We start from the raw sequence: 16805 nt of genomic DNA, 5'->3' as shown, positions 1-16805 counted from the left end.
CCACCAACATAGCGGGATACTGGGCCGATGGACTTCACGGAGCTGCTGAGGATCGACGCGCAACCGGACACGCCGTTGTTCGAGCAGGTCCGCACCCGGATGATCGAGGCGGTCCGCGAGGGGGCCCTGCCGGCGGGAACCAGACTGCCGACGGTGCGCGAGCTGGCCGGTCAGCTGGGCCTGGCGGTCAACACGGTAGCGCGGGCCTACCGGGAGCTTGAGGCCGCCGGGATCGTCGAAACCCGCGGACGGTTCGGCACTTTCGTGGCCAGCAGCGATCCGGCCGATGCGGCGATGACGGCGGCGGCGGCAGCCTTCGTCGCGGCGGCCCGCGCCGTCGGCCTGGGCAAGGCCGACGCGCTGCGTTATCTCGACGCGGCCTTCGGCAACGCCGCGGTGATCGGCTCCTAACCGAATTCCAGCAGGGTCAGCGACGGGCGCGCGTCGGCGAGGAACCGCAGCCGGTAGGCGGCCGGGAGCACGGTGTTGAACAGCAGCCCGCGGCCCCGCGGCGGCTGCAGGTCGTGCACGGCCCGGACACCGGGCACGGTGTCCACCAGCTTGGTGGACTCGGCGGCGGACAGGGTGAACGGCATCGCCGGCGCCCGATAGCGCAGCGAGGTCGGCACGCCGTGGCGGATCAGCCAGCCGATCCACGCCGGAGGGAGGTCGAAGATCATGCGGCCGCCCGGAAAACGCCGGGCGCACTCGGCGATGAGGCCCAGGGACTGCTCGGGCTGCAGGTACATCAGCAGTCCCTCGGCGGTGATGAAAACCCCGTCGGAGGTATCGACCCGGTCCATCCAGCTGTAGTCCAGTGCGGACTGGGCGCAGACCGAGATCCGTGGTGCCGCCGGCAGCAGGCGTTCGCGGATCTCGATGATCGCGGGTAGATCCACGGTGAGCCAACGGAATTGCGGATCCGGGACGGCTTCGCTGAGCCGCCAGAAGCTGGTCTGCAACCCCTCGGCCAGTGCGACCACCGTGCCCGTCGGGTGCTGCCGGAGGAAGCGCAGGGCCTCGGTGTCGATGGCCAGCGCGCGCACCGCGATGTCCTGGCGGGTCGAACCGAACTTCGCGAAGTCGTAGTCGATCGAATCCGCCAGCCGGACCGCCATCGGATCGTCGATGATCCGGTCGGGGCGACGCGCCTCGGTCGCCCGGGCGTTCAATGTCAGTAACGCGGTCTCGGAGACCCCGGTCAGGGTGACTTTCTCTGCCTGGCTCACCCGTGCGACTTTACCGGCGGCGGCTCAGCGCAGCATCTTGCTCAACGTGCGCAGGTTGCGGGTCGTGGTCGAGGCCGCGTACCGCTTGTTGCCCATGGTCTTTCCCACGGCGCTGTCCAGGGTGTTGCCCTTGGGGACCTGCCAGTAGATCACCCCGTCACCGGCGGCGATCTTCTCGCCCGGGCCGGTCTGGCCGACGAGTGCGGACAGTTCGGCCAGCAACTCGGTGTCGGCGACGAAGGTGACATAGGAGTGGAGTTCGGGAACCTCGGGTTCGAACGGGTAGGCCGCCACCAGTGCGCGCACCGTGTCGATGTCGTAGATCAGCACCCGCGCCGGGTAATCGAAGCGCGCCTGCAGGGCGGCTTCGGCGGTTTCGCGCACCGCCGCGGCGTCGTCGGGCGATTCGAGCAGGACGTTGCCGCTGGCGAGCACCGTGCGGACCTCAAAGAGTCCGGCATCGGTCAGCGCGGCGGCGACGTCGGCCATCTTGAGGTTCACGCCGCCGACGTTGACGCCGCGCAAGAACGCCGCGTACCGGGTCATCTGGGCGATGGTAACGACGACGCACACCGGGTTCAATCGGTACGCTTCCGGCATGAGACGCCAGGTGTTCGACGATAAGTTGCTGGCTTTGATCAGTGGGAACTCGCTCGGCGTGCTGGCGACCATCAAACGCGACGGGCGGCCTCAACTGTCGAATGTGCAGTACTACTTCGACCCGCGTGCCGTCGCGGTGCAGGTATCGGTCACCGAGCCGCGGGCCAAGACCCGCAACCTGCGTCGTGATCCGCGGGCGTCGCTGCTGGTCAGCTCCGATGACGGCTGGTCTTACGCCGTCGCCGAAGGCGATGCCCAGCTGACGCCGCCGGCGGCCGCACCCGACGACGAGACCGTCGAGGCGCTGGTGGCGTTGTATCGCAACATCGCCGGGGAGCACCCGGATTGGGACGAGTACCGCGAGGCGATGGTGACTGATCGTCGCGTGCTGCTGACGCTGCCGATCACGCACCTGTACGGCATGCCGCCGGGCATGCGCTGAGGCCGCGGGCGCCGATCCGCGGCGACCGGCTGCGCCGGCCTCGCCATCGCGGCTAGGCTCCAGTCATGCCCGAATCAGATTCCGCCGCCGACGAAAACAAGCGCAAGTTCCGGGAGGCCCTGGAGCGCAAGAAGGCGAAGTCGGCGGGTGGCTCCGCCCACAAGGACGCCGGCGCCAAGCAGGCGAGATCGCACGGCCCGCTGGAGAGCCGTCGCGAGTTTCGTCGCAAGAGCGGCTGATCACTGCACCGGGCAGGCGTACTTCCGGGCCACGTCCATCAACCGCTGGTCCGCCCCGGGGCCGACGACCCCCTGAGCAACCAGCTCCCAGCCGATCAGTCCGGGAAGGCCGCCCTCACACGCCTGGTGCGCGACGCGCCACGCGGTGTCGGGATTGAGGTTGAACCCGTTGCGTTCCAGACCCTGCATGTAGGTGTCGAATTCCGGTGTGCCCTGGTCGGGTATCGCACCGGCCGTGGCCGCCAAGGCGACAGCGGTAACCGTCGCTGCGATCAGTGCCGCCACTACACGTTTCATGCCTGTCTCCTGAGATGCGCACGCCCGGTTGTCGATTACACGGTTGCACACGGCACCGACACAGATCAACGCCACCGATTCGGCCGGGTGGATGACCCCACGCAACCGGTGCGGGTCGTTCTAGACTGACCGGGTGCCGAAGTTGCAGCTGGTGGGGGATCCGCCGGCGGATGAGTTGCTGAGCGCCGACCCGTTCGCGCTACTCGTCGGGATGCTGCTCGACCAACAGGTGCCGATGGAGGTCGCGTTCGCCGGGCCGAGGAAGATCGCCGACCGGATGGGCGGGCTGGACCCGCATGAGATCGCCGCCCGCGACCCCGAGGAGTTCGCCGCTCTGTGTGCGGAAAAGCCTGCGGTGCACCGTTTTCCGGGATCGATGGCGGGCCGGATCCAGGCTTTGGCGCGGGCCGTGGTCGACCAGTACGGCGGTGACACGGCCGCGCTGTGGACGGCCGGTGACCCCGATGGGGCGCAGGTGTACCAGCGGCTCAAGGCACTGCCCGGCTTCGGTGAGCAGAAGGCGCGGATCTTCGTGGCCTTGCTCGGCAAGCAGTACGGCGTGACACCGCCGGGATGGCGGGAGGCCGCCGGAGCCTACGGCGGCGCCGGAACCCACCTGTCGATCGCCGACGTCGTCGATACGGCGTCGCTGCACCGGGTACGGTCCACCAAGAAGGCCCAGAAACAGGCTGCGAAACAAGCCCGGGAGAGCAAGGGAAAGGCGGCGACATGAAGACGCATCTGAACTGCCCGTGCGGCGAGGCCATCGTCGGCAAGGACGAGGACGACCTGGTCGACTTGACGCAGAAGCATCTCGCGGATGCGCACCCCGGTATGAGCTATGACCGGGACGCGATCTTGTTCATGGCTTACTGACGCCTCAGGGCACCACTGTCGAACCGATGGTGGGCAGGAAATTGCACTGGTGGTCCTTGGTGCTGACCTGACCGAAGATCGTCGACATGATGCTGCCCGAGCCGGTGTCGACGATCGCGGTCAGCGTCGTCGGCCCGTCGGCGTTGATGTCGCTGCGCGGCTGCAGGGTGGCGCTGCCGGACTTGCCGGTGGTCAGGTTCACCCAGGTGACGTTCAGCGGCAGCTTCTGGGTCTCGGCCGGGCCGGGGGTGCCGACGGCGGTGAAGACGTAGGCGGTCTGGCCCGCCTTGGGGCCGGGCGTGGGAATGCTGGCCGGGCCGGCCACCGACAGCGCGGTGGCGATGACGTTGCCACCGTCGGCCAGGCAGTTCTGGCCGATGGACGGGTACATGAAGTCCTGGGTCGGCGGGGCGTCCGGGCCGAATCCGGGGTTGGCGGCGGCCGGGGTCGCCTCGGGTGCCGGGGTCTCGGCCGGGACGGCTTCGGCCGGCGGTGCGGCAACGGCGGCGGCCTCGGGCGGGGCCGGGACGGCTTCCGGGGCGCTCGGCGCGGCCTGCGCAATCGGTCCCACCGATTTGGCGGGGTCGACCCCGCTGGGCAGGTGGGCCACCAAGCCCGGCGCCGATCCGGCCGTCGGCACATGCTCGCTGGGCAGCACGGCCGGCGCTTCCGGCGGCGACTGCACGAACTGGGCCACCGAGTCGGCCACCTGCCGGGAACCGGCGGGCGCTGCGGAGTTTCCGGCGAACGCGGCGGCGGCCGCGGCCAGCAGTGAGGTGGCCCCGGCCGGGTCGGCGGCCGCCTGCTGGATCACCGGGCTCAACTGCTCGAGGGCCGGCAGACCGGGGAAGCCGGCGGTCGGCAGCGGCAGGGCCGGCACGGCCGGGTCTGCTGCGGCCACCGCGCCGAGACCGCCGAAGATCAGCGCGGCCGACGAGCCGACTGCGACGGTCGCCGTGGTGGTGCTGAACAGCGTCTTCAGGCGCGACATGAGTTCCCCAATTCCTCGGCGGTGGCTGCTACGAAATCCGAAGCTAGCCTGTTACTGGTGAGGCTCAAGTGACACGTGTGTGATTTATGGAACCGTTACGGACCCGAACCGCGACGGTGATCCGCCGGCCGTTCGCTACAGTCGTGCCGGTAGACACCACCCTCGACTCCCCGGCCGCGCGTTCATGGACGAACCGAGTGACCGCCTCGGCCCCGCTGCTGCTGGCGGTCAGCATCGTGGCGCGGATCGCCTGGACCTATCTGACCCCGCGCGGTGCCAACTTCGTCGACCTGCACGTCTACATCAGCGGTGCGGCCGCCCTGGGCAGGCCCGGCGCGCTGTATGACTACGTCTACGCCGACCAGACGCCCGATTTCCCGCTGCCGTTCACCTATCCGCCGTTCGCCGCGGTGGTGTTCTATCCGCTGCATCTGCTGCCGTTCGGACTGGTCGCCTTCGTCTGGCAGGTCGGCACCATGGCCGCCCTGTACGGCGTGGTCCGGCTCAGCCAGCGACTGCTGGGCGTATCGGCCACCGCCGGGCGCCGGGTGGCGATGTTGTGGACGGCGGTCGGGATCTGGACCGAACCCCTGCGCAGCACCTTCGACTACGGCCAGATCAACGTGATCCTGGTGCTGGCGGTGCTCTATGCGGTCTACAGCAGCCGCTGGTGGGTGTCGGGGCTTTTGGTCGGCCTGGCCGCCGGGGTGAAGCTGACCCCGGCGATCGCCGGGGTCTACCTGGCCGGCGCACGGCGCTGGGCCGCCGCCGGCTTCTCGGCGGTGGCCTTCGCCGGCACCGTCGCGGTATCGGTGTGGGCCAGCGGTGACCAGGCCCGTCGCTACTTCACCGAGCTGCTCGGCGACGCGCACCGGGTGGGTCCGATCGGTACCTCGTTCAACCAGTCCTGGCGGGGCGGGATCTCCCGCATCCTCGGACATGACGCGGGCTACGGTCCGCTCGTGCTGATCGCGGTGGCCGTCACCGCGGTGCTGGCCCTGCTGGCCTGGCGCGCACTGAGCAGCGACCCCGCCCGGCCCGACCCGCTCGGCCTGCTGCTGGTGGTGGAGCTGTTCGGCCTGTTGGCGTCGCCGATCTCCTGGACCCACCACTGGGTGTGGTTGGTGCCGCTGATGATCTGGCTGCTGCACGGCCCGCACGCGGACCGCCGGGGCGCCCGGCTGCTGGGCTGGGGCTGGCTGGCGCTGACCCTCATCGGGGTGCCGTGGCTGCTGAGTTTCGCCCAACCGACCATCTGGCAGAACGGCAGGCCGTGGTACCTGGCGTGGGCCGGCCTGGTCTACATCGTCGGCGCGCTGGCCACCCTGGCCTGGATGGCCACCACGAGAGTCAGCTCGCCAGAATCCGGTTGATCTCGCCCGCCATCGCCAGGTCCTTCTCGGTGATGCCGCCCTCGGAGTGCGTCACCAGCGCGAATGTCACTGTGCGCCAGCGAATGTCGATATCGGGATGGTGATCCGCAGCCTCGGCGCGCTCGGCGACCCGCCGCACCGCGTCGATACCGGCCAGAAACGAGGGGAATGTGACCGAGCGGCGCAGTGCACCGTCGGCCCGCTCCCAGCCGTCGATACCGCTCAGCGCGGAGTCCACCTGGTCATCGGTCAACAAAGCCATACCCGACGGTAGGACGGTATAGCCTCACACGCCATGCCCACCCAGATCGTGGTCGCCGGAGCCGTGATCGTCGGGCCGACGGTGCTGATCGCCCAGCGACGCCGCCCGCCGGAGTTGGCCGGACGCTGGGAGCTGCCCGGCGGCAAAGTCATGCCCGGCGAGAGTGAACCGGCCGCGCTGGCCCGTGAGCTCGCCGAGGAGCTGGGCCTCGCCGCCGAGGCGATCACGGTGGGCGAGCGCCTCGGCGCCGACGTCGAACTCGACTCCGGCATGACCTTGCGCGCCTACCGGGTCAGCCTGGCGCGCGGTGAGCCCCGCCCGCACGACCACCAGGCTCTTCGCTGGGTGACCGCTGTGGACTTGCCAGATGTTGACTGGGTACCTGCCGATCGAGCTTGGCTCATCGAGCTGGCTCGGGCACTGTAGGTGAAACAGCTCTGTAAATTCTGCCGACGGAATGGGTCGTTCGGCGATATGTCTCGCTACGCTGGGATTTTGGGCTGAGATGAGCGTGCTGCGACGTCCCGGCCCGCTACTCAACCGCCGGAGTGCGGCGACCCGCTAAGGAGAACCCCGATGACACGCGCTACGACGCCCGCATCGCCCTCAGGGGTCCATATCGGCGGTCCGCTCGAGGAGCTGCTGGAACGTAGCGGCCGGTTCTTCACGCCGGGTGAGGTCTCGGCGGATCTGCGCACCGTGACCCGCCGGGGCGGCCGCGACGCCGACATCTTCTACCGCGACCGCTGGAGTCACGACAAGGTGGTCCGGTCCACCCACGGGGTGAACTGCACCGGGTCGTGCTCGTGGAAGATCTTCGTCAAGGACGGGATCATCACCTGGGAGAACCAGGCGACCGACTACCCTTCGGTCGGCCCGGACCGGCCCGAATACGAACCCCGCGGCTGCCCGCGCGGCGCCTCGTTCTCCTGGTACTCCTACTCGCCGACCCGGATCCGCTATCCCTACGCCCGGGGCCCGCTGGTCGAGATGTTCCGGGAGGCCAAGGCGCGCCTGGGTGATCCGGTGCTGGCCTGGGCGGATATCCAGGCCGACCCGCAGCGTCGCCGGCGCTACCAGCAGGCCCGGGGGATGGGCGGGCTGGTGCGGGTGACCTGGGCCGAAGCGACCGAGATGATCGCGGCCGCGCACGTGCACACCATCAAGGCCCACGGCCCCGACCGGATCGCCGGTTTCTCGCCCATTCCGGCGATGTCGATGGTGTCGTTCGCCGCGGGCTCCCGGTTCATTCAGATGCTCGGCGGCGTGATGACGTCGTTCTACGACTGGTATGCCGACCTGCCGGTCGCCTCCCCGCAGGTGTTCGGTGACCAGACCGATGTGCCGGAGTCCGGCGACTGGTGGGACGCCGCCTACCTGATGATGTGGGGCTCCAACGTCCCGATCACCCGCACGCCCGACGCGCACTGGATGGCCGAGGTGCGTTACCGGGGCACCAAGGTCGTCAGTGTCAGCCCCGACTACGCCGACAACACCAAGTTCGCCGACGAGTGGATGCCGTGTGCGGCCGGCACCGACGGTGCGCTGGCCATGGCGATGGGCCACGTCATCCTCACCGAGTGCTACGTCAAGCAGGAAGTGCCGTTCTTCACCGACTACGTGCGCCGCTACACCGACCTGCCGTTCCTGATCAAGCTGGAGGAACGCGACGGCGAGCTGGTGCCGGGTAAGAACCTGACGGCCGCCGACCTGGGTCAGACGGTAGAGAATGCGGCGTTCAAGCCGGCCCTGATCGACGAGATCACCGACAACGTCGTGGTGCCGCACGGCTCGCTGGGCTTCCGCTGGGGCGACGAGGGCATGGGCAAGTGGAACCTCGACCTCGGTGACGTGCGGCCTGCCCTGACCGTGCTCGACCCCGCGGCCCACAACGGGCACCGGCGTACCGCCCTGGTGTCGCTGCCCGGCTTCGACGCCGTGGACGGCCACGGCACCGTCGTGCAGCGCGGCGTCCCGGTCCGGCAGGTCGGCGAGCATCTGGTCTGCACCGTCTTCGATCTGATGCTGGCCAACTACTCGGTGGGCCGGCCCGGGCTGCCCGGCGAATGGCCCACCGGATACGACGACGGCACCGCCGTCAACACCCCGGCGTGGCAGGAACCGATCACCGGGGTTTCGGCCGCCCAGGCGATCCGGGTGGCGCGCGAATTCGCCCAGAACGCAGTGGATTCCGGCGGCCGGTCGATGATCATCATGGGCAGCGGGATCTGCCAGTGGTTCCACGGCGACGCCACCTACCGCGCGGTGCTGGCGCTGCTGATGCTGACCGGGTCGATGGGGCGCAACGGCGGCGGCTGGGCGCACTACGTCGGCCAGGAAAAGGTGCGCCCGCTGACCGGTTGGCAGACGATGGCCGCGGGCAACGACTGGTCGCGGCCGCCGCGACAGGTGCCCGGCACCTCCTACTGGTACGCGCACACCGACCAGTGGCGCTACGACGCCTACGGGGCGGACAAGCTGACCACCCCGGTGGGGCGCGGTCGCTTCGACGGCAAGCACACCATGGACATCCTGGCTTCGGCCACCGCGATGGGCTGGAGCCCGTTCTACCCCCAGTTCGACAAGTCCAGCCTGGATGTGGCAGATGCGGCCGAGGCCGCCGGCCGCGACGCGGGCGAGTACGTCGCCGAGCAACTCGCCTCCGGCGAGCTGAAACTGTCGGTGACCGACCCGGACAACCCGGTCAACTGGCCGCGGGTGCTCACGGTATGGCGGGCCAACCTGATCGGCGCCTCGGGCAAGGGCGGGGAGTATTTCCTCAAGCACCTGCTGGGCACCGACGCCAGTGTTGTCGGCGAGCCGCCGTCGGGCGGGGTGAAACCGCAGACCGTGCGCTGCGACGGCGACATTCCCGAAGGCAAGCTCGACCTGCTGATGTCGATCGACTTCCGGATGACCTCGACCACGCTGATGTCCGACGTCGTGCTGCCGGCGGCGACCTGGTATGAGAAGGCCGACCTGTCGTCGACCGACATGCACCCGTATGTGCACTCGTTCAGCGCCGCGATCGACCCGCCGTGGGAGACCCGCAGCGACTACGACGCGTTCGGTGCGATCGCCCGGACCTTCAGTGGCCTCGCCAAGAAGCATCTGGGCGTGCGCAGCGACGTCGTACTGACCGCGATGCTGCACGACACCGCCGACGCGATGGCCTACCCCGAGGGCACGGAACGCGATTGGCTGCGCACCGGCGAGACGCCGGTTCCGGGTAAGACGATGCCCAAAGTGACGGTGGTGGAACGCGATTACACCGCAATCCACGACAAGTGGCAGACCCTGGGTCCGTTGGTCGAGACGCTGGGGCTGACCACCAAGGGCTACACGGTGTTCCCGCACGAAGAGGTCGAGGACCTGGCAGCCAGGTTCGGGGTGATGAAATCCGGTGCCGGTGAGGGCAGGCCGGCGCTGACCACCGCGACGCGGATGGCCGACACCGTCCTGGCGTTGTCGGGCACCACCAACGGCCGGATCGCGACGGAGGGGTTCCGCGAACTGGAGAAGCGCACCGGCCAGCGGCTGGCACATCTGTCGGAGGGCAGTGAGGAGAAGCGGATCACCTACGCCGACACCCAGGCCCGCCCGGTGCCGGTGATCACCAGCCCGGAGTGGTCCGGGAGCGAGACCGGCGGCCGGCGCTACGCGCCCTTCACGATCAACATCGAGTGCCTCAAGCCGTTCCACACCCTGACCGGCCGGATGCACTTCTACACCGCGCACGACTGGATCGAGGAACTCGGCGAGCACATGCCGGTCTACCGCCCCCCGCTGGACATGGTGCGGCTGTTCGATGCCCCCGAACTCGGCGAGGTCGGCGACGGCATCGGCATCACGGTGCGGTACCTGACCCCGCACTCGAAGTGGTCGTTCCACTCCACCTATCAGGACAACCTGTACATGCTGTCGCTGTCCCGGGGCGGGCCGACCATGTGGATGAGCCCGGGAGATGCCGCGAAAATCGGTGTGAAGGACAACGATTGGATCGAGGCGGTCAACGTCAACGGTGTGTTCGTCGGCCGGGCGATCGTGAGCCAGCGGATGCCGGACGGCGTGGTCTTCGTCTACCACGTCCAGGAGCGCACCGTCGACACCCCGCGGGCCGAGACCAACAACAAGCGCGGCGGCACCCACAACTCGCTGACCCGGATCCGGGTCAAGCCCAGCCATCTCGCCGGCGGCTACGGCCAGCATGCGTTCGCGTTCAACTACCTGGGGCCGACCGGCAACCAGCGTGACGAGGTGACGGTGGTGCGTCGCCGCCGCAGCCAGGAGGTTCGTTACTGATGAAAGTTATGGCCCAGATGGCCATGGTGATGAACCTGGACAAATGTATCGGGTGCCACACCTGCTCGGTGACCTGCAAACAGGCCTGGACCAACCGCGAGGGCACCGAGTACGTGTGGTTCAACAACGTCGAAACCCGCCCGGGCGGAGGGTATCCGCGCACCTACGAAGACCAGAGTCGCTGGAAGGGCGGCTGGACGCTCGACAAGAAGGGCAGGCTGCGGCTGCTGGCCGGCGGACGCGTCCACAAGTTGCTGAACATCTTCGCCAACCCCAACCTGCCCGCGTTGAAGGACTACTACGAACCGTGGACCTACGACTACGAGAACCTCACCTCGGCGCCGCTGGGCGACACCATCCCGGTCGCCGCGCCCCGCAGTTCGATCACCGGCGATCCGATGAAGATCGAGTGGGGCCCCAACTGGGATGACAACCTTGCGGGTTCGCCGGAGAACCTGGTCAATGACCCGATCCTGGCGAAGGTCAGTGACCAGGTCAAAAGCGAGCTCGAAGAAACCTTCATGTTCTACCTGCCGCGGATCTGCGAGCACTGCCTGAACCCGTCGTGTGTGGCGTCGTGCCCGACCGGGGCGATCTACAAGCGCGAAGAGGACGGCATCGTGCTGGTCGACCAGGATCGGTGCCGTGGTTGGCGGCTGTGCGTGTCGGGGTGCCCGTACAAAAAGGTGTACTTCAACCACAAGACCGGCAAGGCCGAGAAGTGCCACTTCTGTTATCCGCGAATCGAAGTCGGCCTGCCCACGGTTTGCTCGGAGACCTGTGTCGGGCGGCTGCGCTACATCGGGCTGGTGCTCTACGACGCCGACAAGGTTCTCGAAGCCGCGTCGGTGGAGAAGGACACCGATCTGTACGAGGCGCAGTGCGGGGTGTTTCTGGATCCGACTGACCCGGAGGTGATCGCGGGCGCGCGCGCCGAGGGGATCTCCGACACCTGGATCGAGGCCGCACAGCGCTCGCCGATCTACGCGCTGATCAACACCTACAAAGTGGCTTTGCCGCTGCACCCGGAGTACCGCACCATGCCGATGGTCTGGTACGTCCCGCCGCTGTCCCCGGTTGTCGACGCCGTCAGCCGTGACGGGCACGACGGTGAAGACCTCGGCAATCTGTTCGGCGCTCTCGAAGCGCTGCGTATCCCGATGGCCTACCTCGCCGAACTTTTCACCGCGGGCGACACGACCGTCATCGAAGACGTGCTGCGGCGCCTGGCCGCGATGCGCTCCTACATGCGTGACATCAGCCTGGGCCGGGAGACCCAGCCGCACATCCCCGCCTCGGTCGGCATGACCGAAGAGGAGATGTATTCCATGTACCGGCTTTTGGCAATCGCGAAATACGAAGAGCGTTATGTGATTCCGACCGCCTACAGTCAGAAGGCGCACGAGCTCGAACACATGGGATGCTCCATCACCGGTGGTCCCGAAGGCTACGAGGACGACCCGTTCCTGGCTGCCGACGGTCGAAGCAAGTCGTCGTTTCACGTGATGGACAGTGGGGGGCACGCGCAGCGGCCGCGGGGCCGGACCAATCTGCTCAACTGGGGCGGCGGCGACAAGGCGGTGCCCGAGATGTTTCCGGAGCACCAGTGAAGCGCTTCCTCCGTTCGTTGCGGCGCCAGCCGGGCGGGCCCGCCGACCGGGCGGTGTGGCAGGCGGCGTCGCTGTTGCTGGCTTATCCCGACGAGCACCTGAGCCAGCGGCTCGACACCGTCGACGCGCTGCTGGCCCACGCGGATGCGATGCCGGCAGACCTGTTGCGGCGCACCGCGTCAGCGCTGCGCGCGGCGGATCCGATGGCGGCTGCCGTCGACTACGTCGAAACGTTCGACATGCGCAAGCGTTCGACGATGTTTCTGACCTATTGGACCGGCGGGGACACCCGCAACCGCGGGATGCAGATGCTGGCCTTCGCCACCGCCTACCGCGAGGCCGGCGTCGAGCCGCCCGCCGGGGAGGCGCCCGACCATCTGCCGGTGGTGCTGGAGTTCGCCGCGACCGTCGACCCCGAGGCCGGACGTCGGCTGCTGCTGGCGCACCGCGTGCCGATCGACGTCCTGCACAAGTCGCTGGCCGATGCGGGATCGCCCTATGCCTACACGGTGGCCGCCGTGTGCGAGACACTACCGGAGGCGACCGATCAGGAGGTGCAGAACGTGAGTGAGCTGATGGCGTCCGGCCCGCCGGCCGAAGCCGTTGGGCTACAGCCGTACTCGGCGACGGTTTCGCTCGGGATGCCGAAGGTGCCGGCCCGATGACCGAAGTCACCGTCATCAGCCCCGTAGAGCTGTGGTGGGACATCGTGCCCTACTTCGTGCTGGCCGTCGCCGGTGTGGCGACCTGGTGGCGATACAAGTACGACAAGTTCGGCTGGACCACCCGCTCGTCGCAGCTGTATGAGTCCAAGCTGCTGCGGATCGGCAGCCCGTTGTTCCACTTCGGCAGCTTCGTGGTGATCGCAGGGCACATCATGGGGCTGTTCGTCCCGGAGTCGTGGACCCGCGCGCTGGGCATGAGCGATCGCTTCTATCACCTGCAGGCGCTCATCCTCGGAGTTCCCGCCGGCATCGCCACGCTCGTCGGCGTCGGGTTGCTGATCTATCGCCGGCGCACCGAGCGATCGGTGTTCAAGGCCACCAGCGTCAACGACAAGCTGATGTATGCGGTGCTGATGTGTGCGCTGGTGGCCGGCATGGTCTGCACCCTGATGGGCGCCACCGCCTACGGGGAGGAGCACGACTACCGGCAGACTGTGTCGGTGTGGTTCCGATCGATCATCGCGCTTGACCCGCGCGGCGATCTGATGGCGCAGGCGCCGGCGTACTTCCAGGTGCATGTGTTGATCGCGTTGGCCCTGTTCGCGTTGTGGCCGTTCACCCGCCTGGTGCACGCTTTCAGCGCGCCGATCGGCTACCTGTTCCGGCCCTACATCGTCTACCGCAGCCGCGACTTCGCGAAGAAGAATCAACCGATGGGCTCCCGGTCACCGCGGAGGGGCTGGTGATGAAGATCCTCGCGGCCCCGCTGGGTGCCCTGGTGATGATGATCGGCCTGTCCGGACCGGCGCAGGCCGAGCCGCCGGATATCGACAGCGACTTCCTCATGGCGCTGCAGGCGGCCGGTATCACCTACAACCGCGCCGACCAGGCGATCATCACCGCAAAGATGGTGTGCCGGTTCATCGCGGAGGGCAAACCGAGCCCGGAGGTACTCGACGGTCTCAAGGAACGCAATCCGGGCCTGACGACCGAGCACGGGACCATGTTCGTCGGTATCGCCGCGCGGTCGTACTGCCCGGACCAGTTGGTGCAGAACGGCGCCGGGGGTGCGCCGTAGCGACGCGTCGATTGCGCTGAATCACCAGGAGACCCCATGAAACGGACCGTCATCCCGGCCTGGATGCAGCCGATGTTTGACGCTTATCACTTCAGCCCCGCCGTCGTCGACGGCGATCACCTGCGCTGCTCGGGCATGATCGGCCTGCGTCCCGACCTGACCGTGCCGCAGGACCTGACCGAGCAATTTACTCAGGCCTTCGAAAATCTCCGCGGCCTGCTGGGGGAGGTGGGCCTGGACTTCGCCGACGTGACGGAGATGACCACCTATCACGTCGGTCTGGCAGCGCACTTCGACGAATTCTGTGCGGTCAAAGATGCTTTCCTTTCCGCTCCCTACCCGGCTTGGACGGCCGTCGGAATAACCGAACTGGCGTCACCGGGGGCGGCGGTCGAGATCCAGATCACCGCACGGCTGCGCTGATGGCCGCGCGAGCACAGCGGGCAGCATAAAGTGACCGGCGTGGGACTGCCTGACGACGTCTACACCCGGTTGCTGACCTTCCGGACCCGGCTGCGGCGTTTCGAGCGCTGGAGCGCTGACCAGGCGCAGGCCGCCGGGCTCACCCCCGCGCAGCACCAATTGCTGCTGGCGGTGCGAGGTCACAGCGACTCGCGGGGCCCGACGGTCGGTGACATCGCCGAATACCTGCTGCTGCGCCATCACAGCGCCGGCGAGTTGATCCAGCGAGCCGAAGCGGCCGGGCTGGTCACCCGGACCCGCGACAGTGAAGACCAGCGGGTGATTCGGCTACAGCTCACCGAGGCGGCAGCGGAGTGTCTGCAAGCGCTGACCGAGCTGCACCTGCAGGAACTGGAGCGGTTCAGCGCCGAGTCCCCGCTGGGTCTGTGACCGGGCCTGAGAGCCGACTGTGACCTTGGCGGCTTCGGGTGCCTCGTTTTCGCGATTGACGGGGTGCGCTGGCAGAATCGCCCGGTGAACTTTCGTAACGTCGCCATCGTCGCGCACGTAGACCACGGCAAGACGACTCTGGTCGACGCCATGCTCCGCCAGTCCGGGGCCCTGCAGGAACGCGGCGAGGCCGCCGACCGGGTGATGGACTCCGGTGATCTGGAGCGGGAAAAGGGCATCACGATCCTGGCCAAGAACACGGCCGTACACCGCCACCACCCCGACGGAACCGTCACCGTCATCAACGTGATCGACACCCCCGGCCACGCCGACTTCGGCGGGGAGGTCGAGCGCGGACTGTCCATGGTCGACGGGGTGTTGCTGTTGGTCGACGCCTCCGAGGGGCCGCTGCCGCAGACCCGGTTCGTGCTGCGCAAGGCGCTGGCAGCGCACCTGCCGGTGATCCTGGTGGTCAACAAGACCGACCGCCCCGACGCCCGCATCGCCGAGGTGGTCGAGGCCAGCCACGATCTGCTGCTCGACGTGGCCAGCGACCTCGACGACGAGGCGCAGGCCGCCGCCGAACACGCACTGGGGCTGCCGACGCTCTACGCGTCCGGCCGGGCCGGGGTGGCCAGCACCACCGCGCCGGCCGACGGCTCGGTCCCGGACGGCGACAACCTCGATCCACTGTTCGACGTGCTGCTCGAACATGTGCCGCCGCCCTCGGGTGACCCGGAGGCGCCGCTGCAGGCGCTGGTCACCAACCTCGACGCCTCGGCGTTCCTGGGCCGGCTCGCCTTGATCCGGGTCTACAACGGCCGCATCCGCAAAGGCCAGCAGGTCGCCTGGATGCGTGAGGTCGACGGTGAGCCGGTGACCACCACGGCCAAGATCACCGAGCTGCTGGTCACCGTCGGCGTCGAGCGCACCCCGACCGACGAGGCCGTCGCCGGTGACATCGTCGCCGTCGCCGGCATCGGCGACATCATGATCGGCGATACCTTGGCGGACCCCGTCGACCCGGCCCCTCTGCCGCGGATCACCGTCGACGAGCCGGCGATCTCCGTGACGATCGGCACCAACACCTCACCGCTGGCCGGCAAGGTCTCGGGCCACAAGCTGACCGCGCGCATGGTCAAGACGCGGCTGGATACCGAGCTGATCGGCAACGTGTCGGTCCGGGTGGTCGACATCGGGCGCCCGGACGCCTGGGAGGTGCAGGGCCGCGGCGAGCTGGCGCTGGCCATCCTCGTCGAGCAGATGCGCCGCGAGGGCTTCGAGCTGACCGTGGGCAAACCGCAGGTGGTGACCAAGAAGATCGACGGCAAGGTGCACGAGCCGTTCGAGCACCTCACCGTCGACTGTCCCGAGGAGTATGTCGGCGCCATCACCCAGCTGGCGGCCGCCCGCAAGGGGAGGATGACCGAGATGGCCAACCACACCACCGGGTGGGTGCGGATGGAGTTCATCATCCCCAGCCGTGGCCTGATCGGTTGGCGCACCGACTTTCTCACCGAGACCCGCGGCACCGGCATCGCCAACGCGGTGTTCGAGGGTTACCAGCCGTGGGCCGGTGAGATCCGCGCCCGGCACACCGGGTCGCTGGTCTCCGACCGGGCCGGGTCCATCACCCCGTTCGCGCTGATCCAGCTGGCCGACCGCGGTCAATTTTTCGTCGAGCCGGGCCAGGACACCTACCAGGGCATGGTGGTCGGGATCAATCCGCGTGCCGAGGATCTCGACATCAACGTCACCAAGGAGAAGAAGCTGACCAACATGCGGTCGTCGACGGCCGACGTGATGGAGACGCTGGCCAGACCGATCGAGTTGGACCTGGAGCAGGCGATGGAGTTCTGTGCCGCCGACGAGTGCGTCGAGGTCACTCCCGAGGTGGTGCGGGTGCGCAAGGTTGAGCTGGACTCGACGCTGCGGGCGCGCAACCGCGCGCGGGCCAAGAACCTCTAGATTTGGGCGGCCCGGATACCC

Annotated in this window: 20 protein-coding genes; 15 read left to right on the top strand and 5 right to left on the bottom strand. The window is 68.2% G+C overall.

Annotation, left to right across the window (positions count from 1 at the left end):
• Window positions 1–27: 27 nt before the first annotated feature.
• Window positions 28–411: an Rv1152 family transcriptional regulator gene (locus BST28_RS07065; RefSeq protein WP_019738107.1), complete on the top strand. Its 384-nt coding sequence runs from the start codon at window positions 28–30 to the stop codon at window positions 409–411.
• Here BST28_RS07065 and BST28_RS07060 read toward each other — a convergent pair.
• Entirely contained in the window at window positions 408–1229 is an 822-nt protein-coding gene (locus tag BST28_RS07060) for a class I SAM-dependent methyltransferase (RefSeq protein WP_083080496.1), read from the bottom strand. The genes BST28_RS07065 and BST28_RS07060 overlap by 4 nt on opposite strands.
• A gap of 24 nt (window positions 1230–1253) precedes the next feature.
• Window positions 1254–1775 carry a DUF1697 domain-containing protein gene (locus tag BST28_RS07055; protein WP_083080538.1) on the bottom strand — a complete coding sequence of 174 codons (522 nt, stop codon included), beginning with the start codon at window positions 1773–1775 and terminating at the stop codon, window positions 1254–1256.
• Between the two features lie 52 nt (window positions 1776–1827).
• On the opposite strand from BST28_RS07055, the gene BST28_RS07050 reads away from it, so the two are divergent.
• Together BST28_RS07050 and BST28_RS23230 are read left to right on the top strand one after the other, a co-directional pair.
• Complete coding sequence (locus BST28_RS07050; RefSeq protein ID WP_083080494.1) at window positions 1828–2271, top strand: PPOX class F420-dependent oxidoreductase; 444 nt, start codon at window positions 1828–1830, stop codon at window positions 2269–2271.
• 65 nt (window positions 2272–2336) lie between these two features.
• On the top strand, window positions 2337–2510 hold the full coding sequence (locus BST28_RS23230; RefSeq protein WP_019739046.1) for a DUF5302 domain-containing protein: 174 nt from the start codon (window positions 2337–2339) through the stop codon (window positions 2508–2510).
• Here BST28_RS23230 and BST28_RS07045 read toward each other — a convergent pair whose 3' ends face one another.
• Entirely contained in the window at window positions 2511–2807 is a 297-nt protein-coding gene (locus tag BST28_RS07045) for a DUF732 domain-containing protein (protein ID WP_065287804.1), read from the bottom strand.
• A 133-nt stretch (window positions 2808–2940) separates the two neighbouring features.
• On the opposite strand from BST28_RS07045, the gene BST28_RS07040 reads away from it, so the two are divergent.
• Both BST28_RS07040 and BST28_RS07035 read left to right on the top strand, forming a co-directional pair.
• Window positions 2941–3540, top strand: coding sequence for an HhH-GPD-type base excision DNA repair protein (locus BST28_RS07040; RefSeq protein ID WP_083080492.1), 600 nt, complete (start codon window positions 2941–2943; stop codon window positions 3538–3540).
• Entirely contained in the window at window positions 3537–3683 is a 147-nt protein-coding gene (locus BST28_RS07035; protein WP_019737787.1) for a hypothetical protein, read from the top strand. Before BST28_RS07040 ends, BST28_RS07035 begins: the two co-directional genes overlap by 4 nt.
• Before the next feature lie 4 nt (window positions 3684–3687).
• On the opposite strand, the gene BST28_RS07030 is transcribed toward BST28_RS07035, so the two are convergent.
• Entirely contained in the window at window positions 3688–4674 is a 987-nt protein-coding gene (locus BST28_RS07030; RefSeq protein WP_019737786.1) for an Rv1157c family protein, read from the bottom strand.
• Between the two features lie 86 nt (window positions 4675–4760).
• On the opposite strand from BST28_RS07030, the gene BST28_RS07025 reads away from it, so the two are divergent.
• Window positions 4761–6047, top strand: coding sequence for a mannosyltransferase (locus BST28_RS07025; RefSeq protein WP_083080490.1), 1287 nt, complete (start codon window positions 4761–4763; stop codon window positions 6045–6047).
• On the opposite strand, the gene BST28_RS07020 is transcribed toward BST28_RS07025, so the two are convergent.
• On the bottom strand, window positions 6025–6309 hold the full coding sequence (locus BST28_RS07020) for a 4a-hydroxytetrahydrobiopterin dehydratase (protein WP_083080488.1): 285 nt from the start codon (window positions 6307–6309) through the stop codon (window positions 6025–6027). The two genes, BST28_RS07025 and BST28_RS07020, sit on opposite strands and share 23 nt — an antisense overlap.
• 33 nt (window positions 6310–6342) lie before the next feature.
• Here BST28_RS07020 and BST28_RS07015 point away from each other — a divergent pair, with 33 nt between their 5' ends.
• The 9 genes from BST28_RS07015 to typA all read left to right on the top strand — a co-directional run bounded on the left by BST28_RS07015 (window position 6343) and on the right by typA (window position 16784).
• Entirely contained in the window at window positions 6343–6735 is a 393-nt protein-coding gene (locus BST28_RS07015) for a (deoxy)nucleoside triphosphate pyrophosphohydrolase (RefSeq protein ID WP_083080486.1), read from the top strand.
• A 150-nt stretch (window positions 6736–6885) separates the two neighbouring features.
• Window positions 6886–10611 carry a nitrate reductase subunit alpha gene (locus BST28_RS07010; protein WP_083080484.1) on the top strand — a complete coding sequence of 1242 codons (3726 nt, stop codon included), beginning with the start codon at window positions 6886–6888 and terminating at the stop codon, window positions 10609–10611.
• Window positions 10611–12221, top strand: coding sequence for a nitrate reductase subunit beta (gene narH, locus BST28_RS07005; RefSeq protein ID WP_083080482.1), 1611 nt, complete (start codon window positions 10611–10613; stop codon window positions 12219–12221). The genes BST28_RS07010 and narH overlap by 1 nt, the downstream gene beginning before the upstream one ends.
• A complete protein-coding gene (narJ, locus tag BST28_RS07000; protein WP_019737780.1) occupies window positions 12218–12886 on the top strand; it encodes a nitrate reductase molybdenum cofactor assembly chaperone in 669 nt (222 codons plus the stop codon). The genes narH and narJ overlap by 4 nt, the downstream gene beginning before the upstream one ends.
• A complete protein-coding gene (narI, locus tag BST28_RS06995; protein ID WP_019737779.1) occupies window positions 12883–13632 on the top strand; it encodes a respiratory nitrate reductase subunit gamma in 750 nt (249 codons plus the stop codon). Before narJ ends, narI begins: the two co-directional genes overlap by 4 nt.
• Entirely contained in the window at window positions 13632–13964 is a 333-nt protein-coding gene (locus BST28_RS06990; protein ID WP_083080480.1) for a DUF732 domain-containing protein, read from the top strand. The genes narI and BST28_RS06990 overlap by 1 nt, the downstream gene beginning before the upstream one ends.
• Window positions 13965–14000: 36 nt before the next feature.
• The gene (locus BST28_RS06985; RefSeq protein ID WP_083080478.1) at window positions 14001–14387 is read left to right on the top strand and encodes a RidA family protein; all 387 of its coding nucleotides are present in this window, start codon (window positions 14001–14003) and stop codon (window positions 14385–14387) included.
• Between the two features lie 39 nt (window positions 14388–14426).
• The gene (locus BST28_RS06980) at window positions 14427–14816 is read left to right on the top strand and encodes a MarR family winged helix-turn-helix transcriptional regulator (protein WP_100227011.1); all 390 of its coding nucleotides are present in this window, start codon (window positions 14427–14429) and stop codon (window positions 14814–14816) included.
• 84 nt (window positions 14817–14900) lie between these two features.
• The gene (gene typA, locus BST28_RS06975) at window positions 14901–16784 is read left to right on the top strand and encodes a translational GTPase TypA (RefSeq protein WP_029249332.1); all 1884 of its coding nucleotides are present in this window, start codon (window positions 14901–14903) and stop codon (window positions 16782–16784) included.
• Window positions 16785–16805: the final 21 nt, after the last annotated feature.

Origin of the sequence: Mycolicibacter kumamotonensis (assembly GCF_002086285.1) — a bacterium.
In the GTDB taxonomy this organism is placed as follows: Bacteria; Actinomycetota; Actinomycetes; order Mycobacteriales; family Mycobacteriaceae; genus Mycobacterium; species Mycobacterium kumamotonense.
The sequence above is the reverse complement of the archived record's forward strand: the minus strand, read 5'-3'. Positions and strand labels throughout refer to the sequence as shown.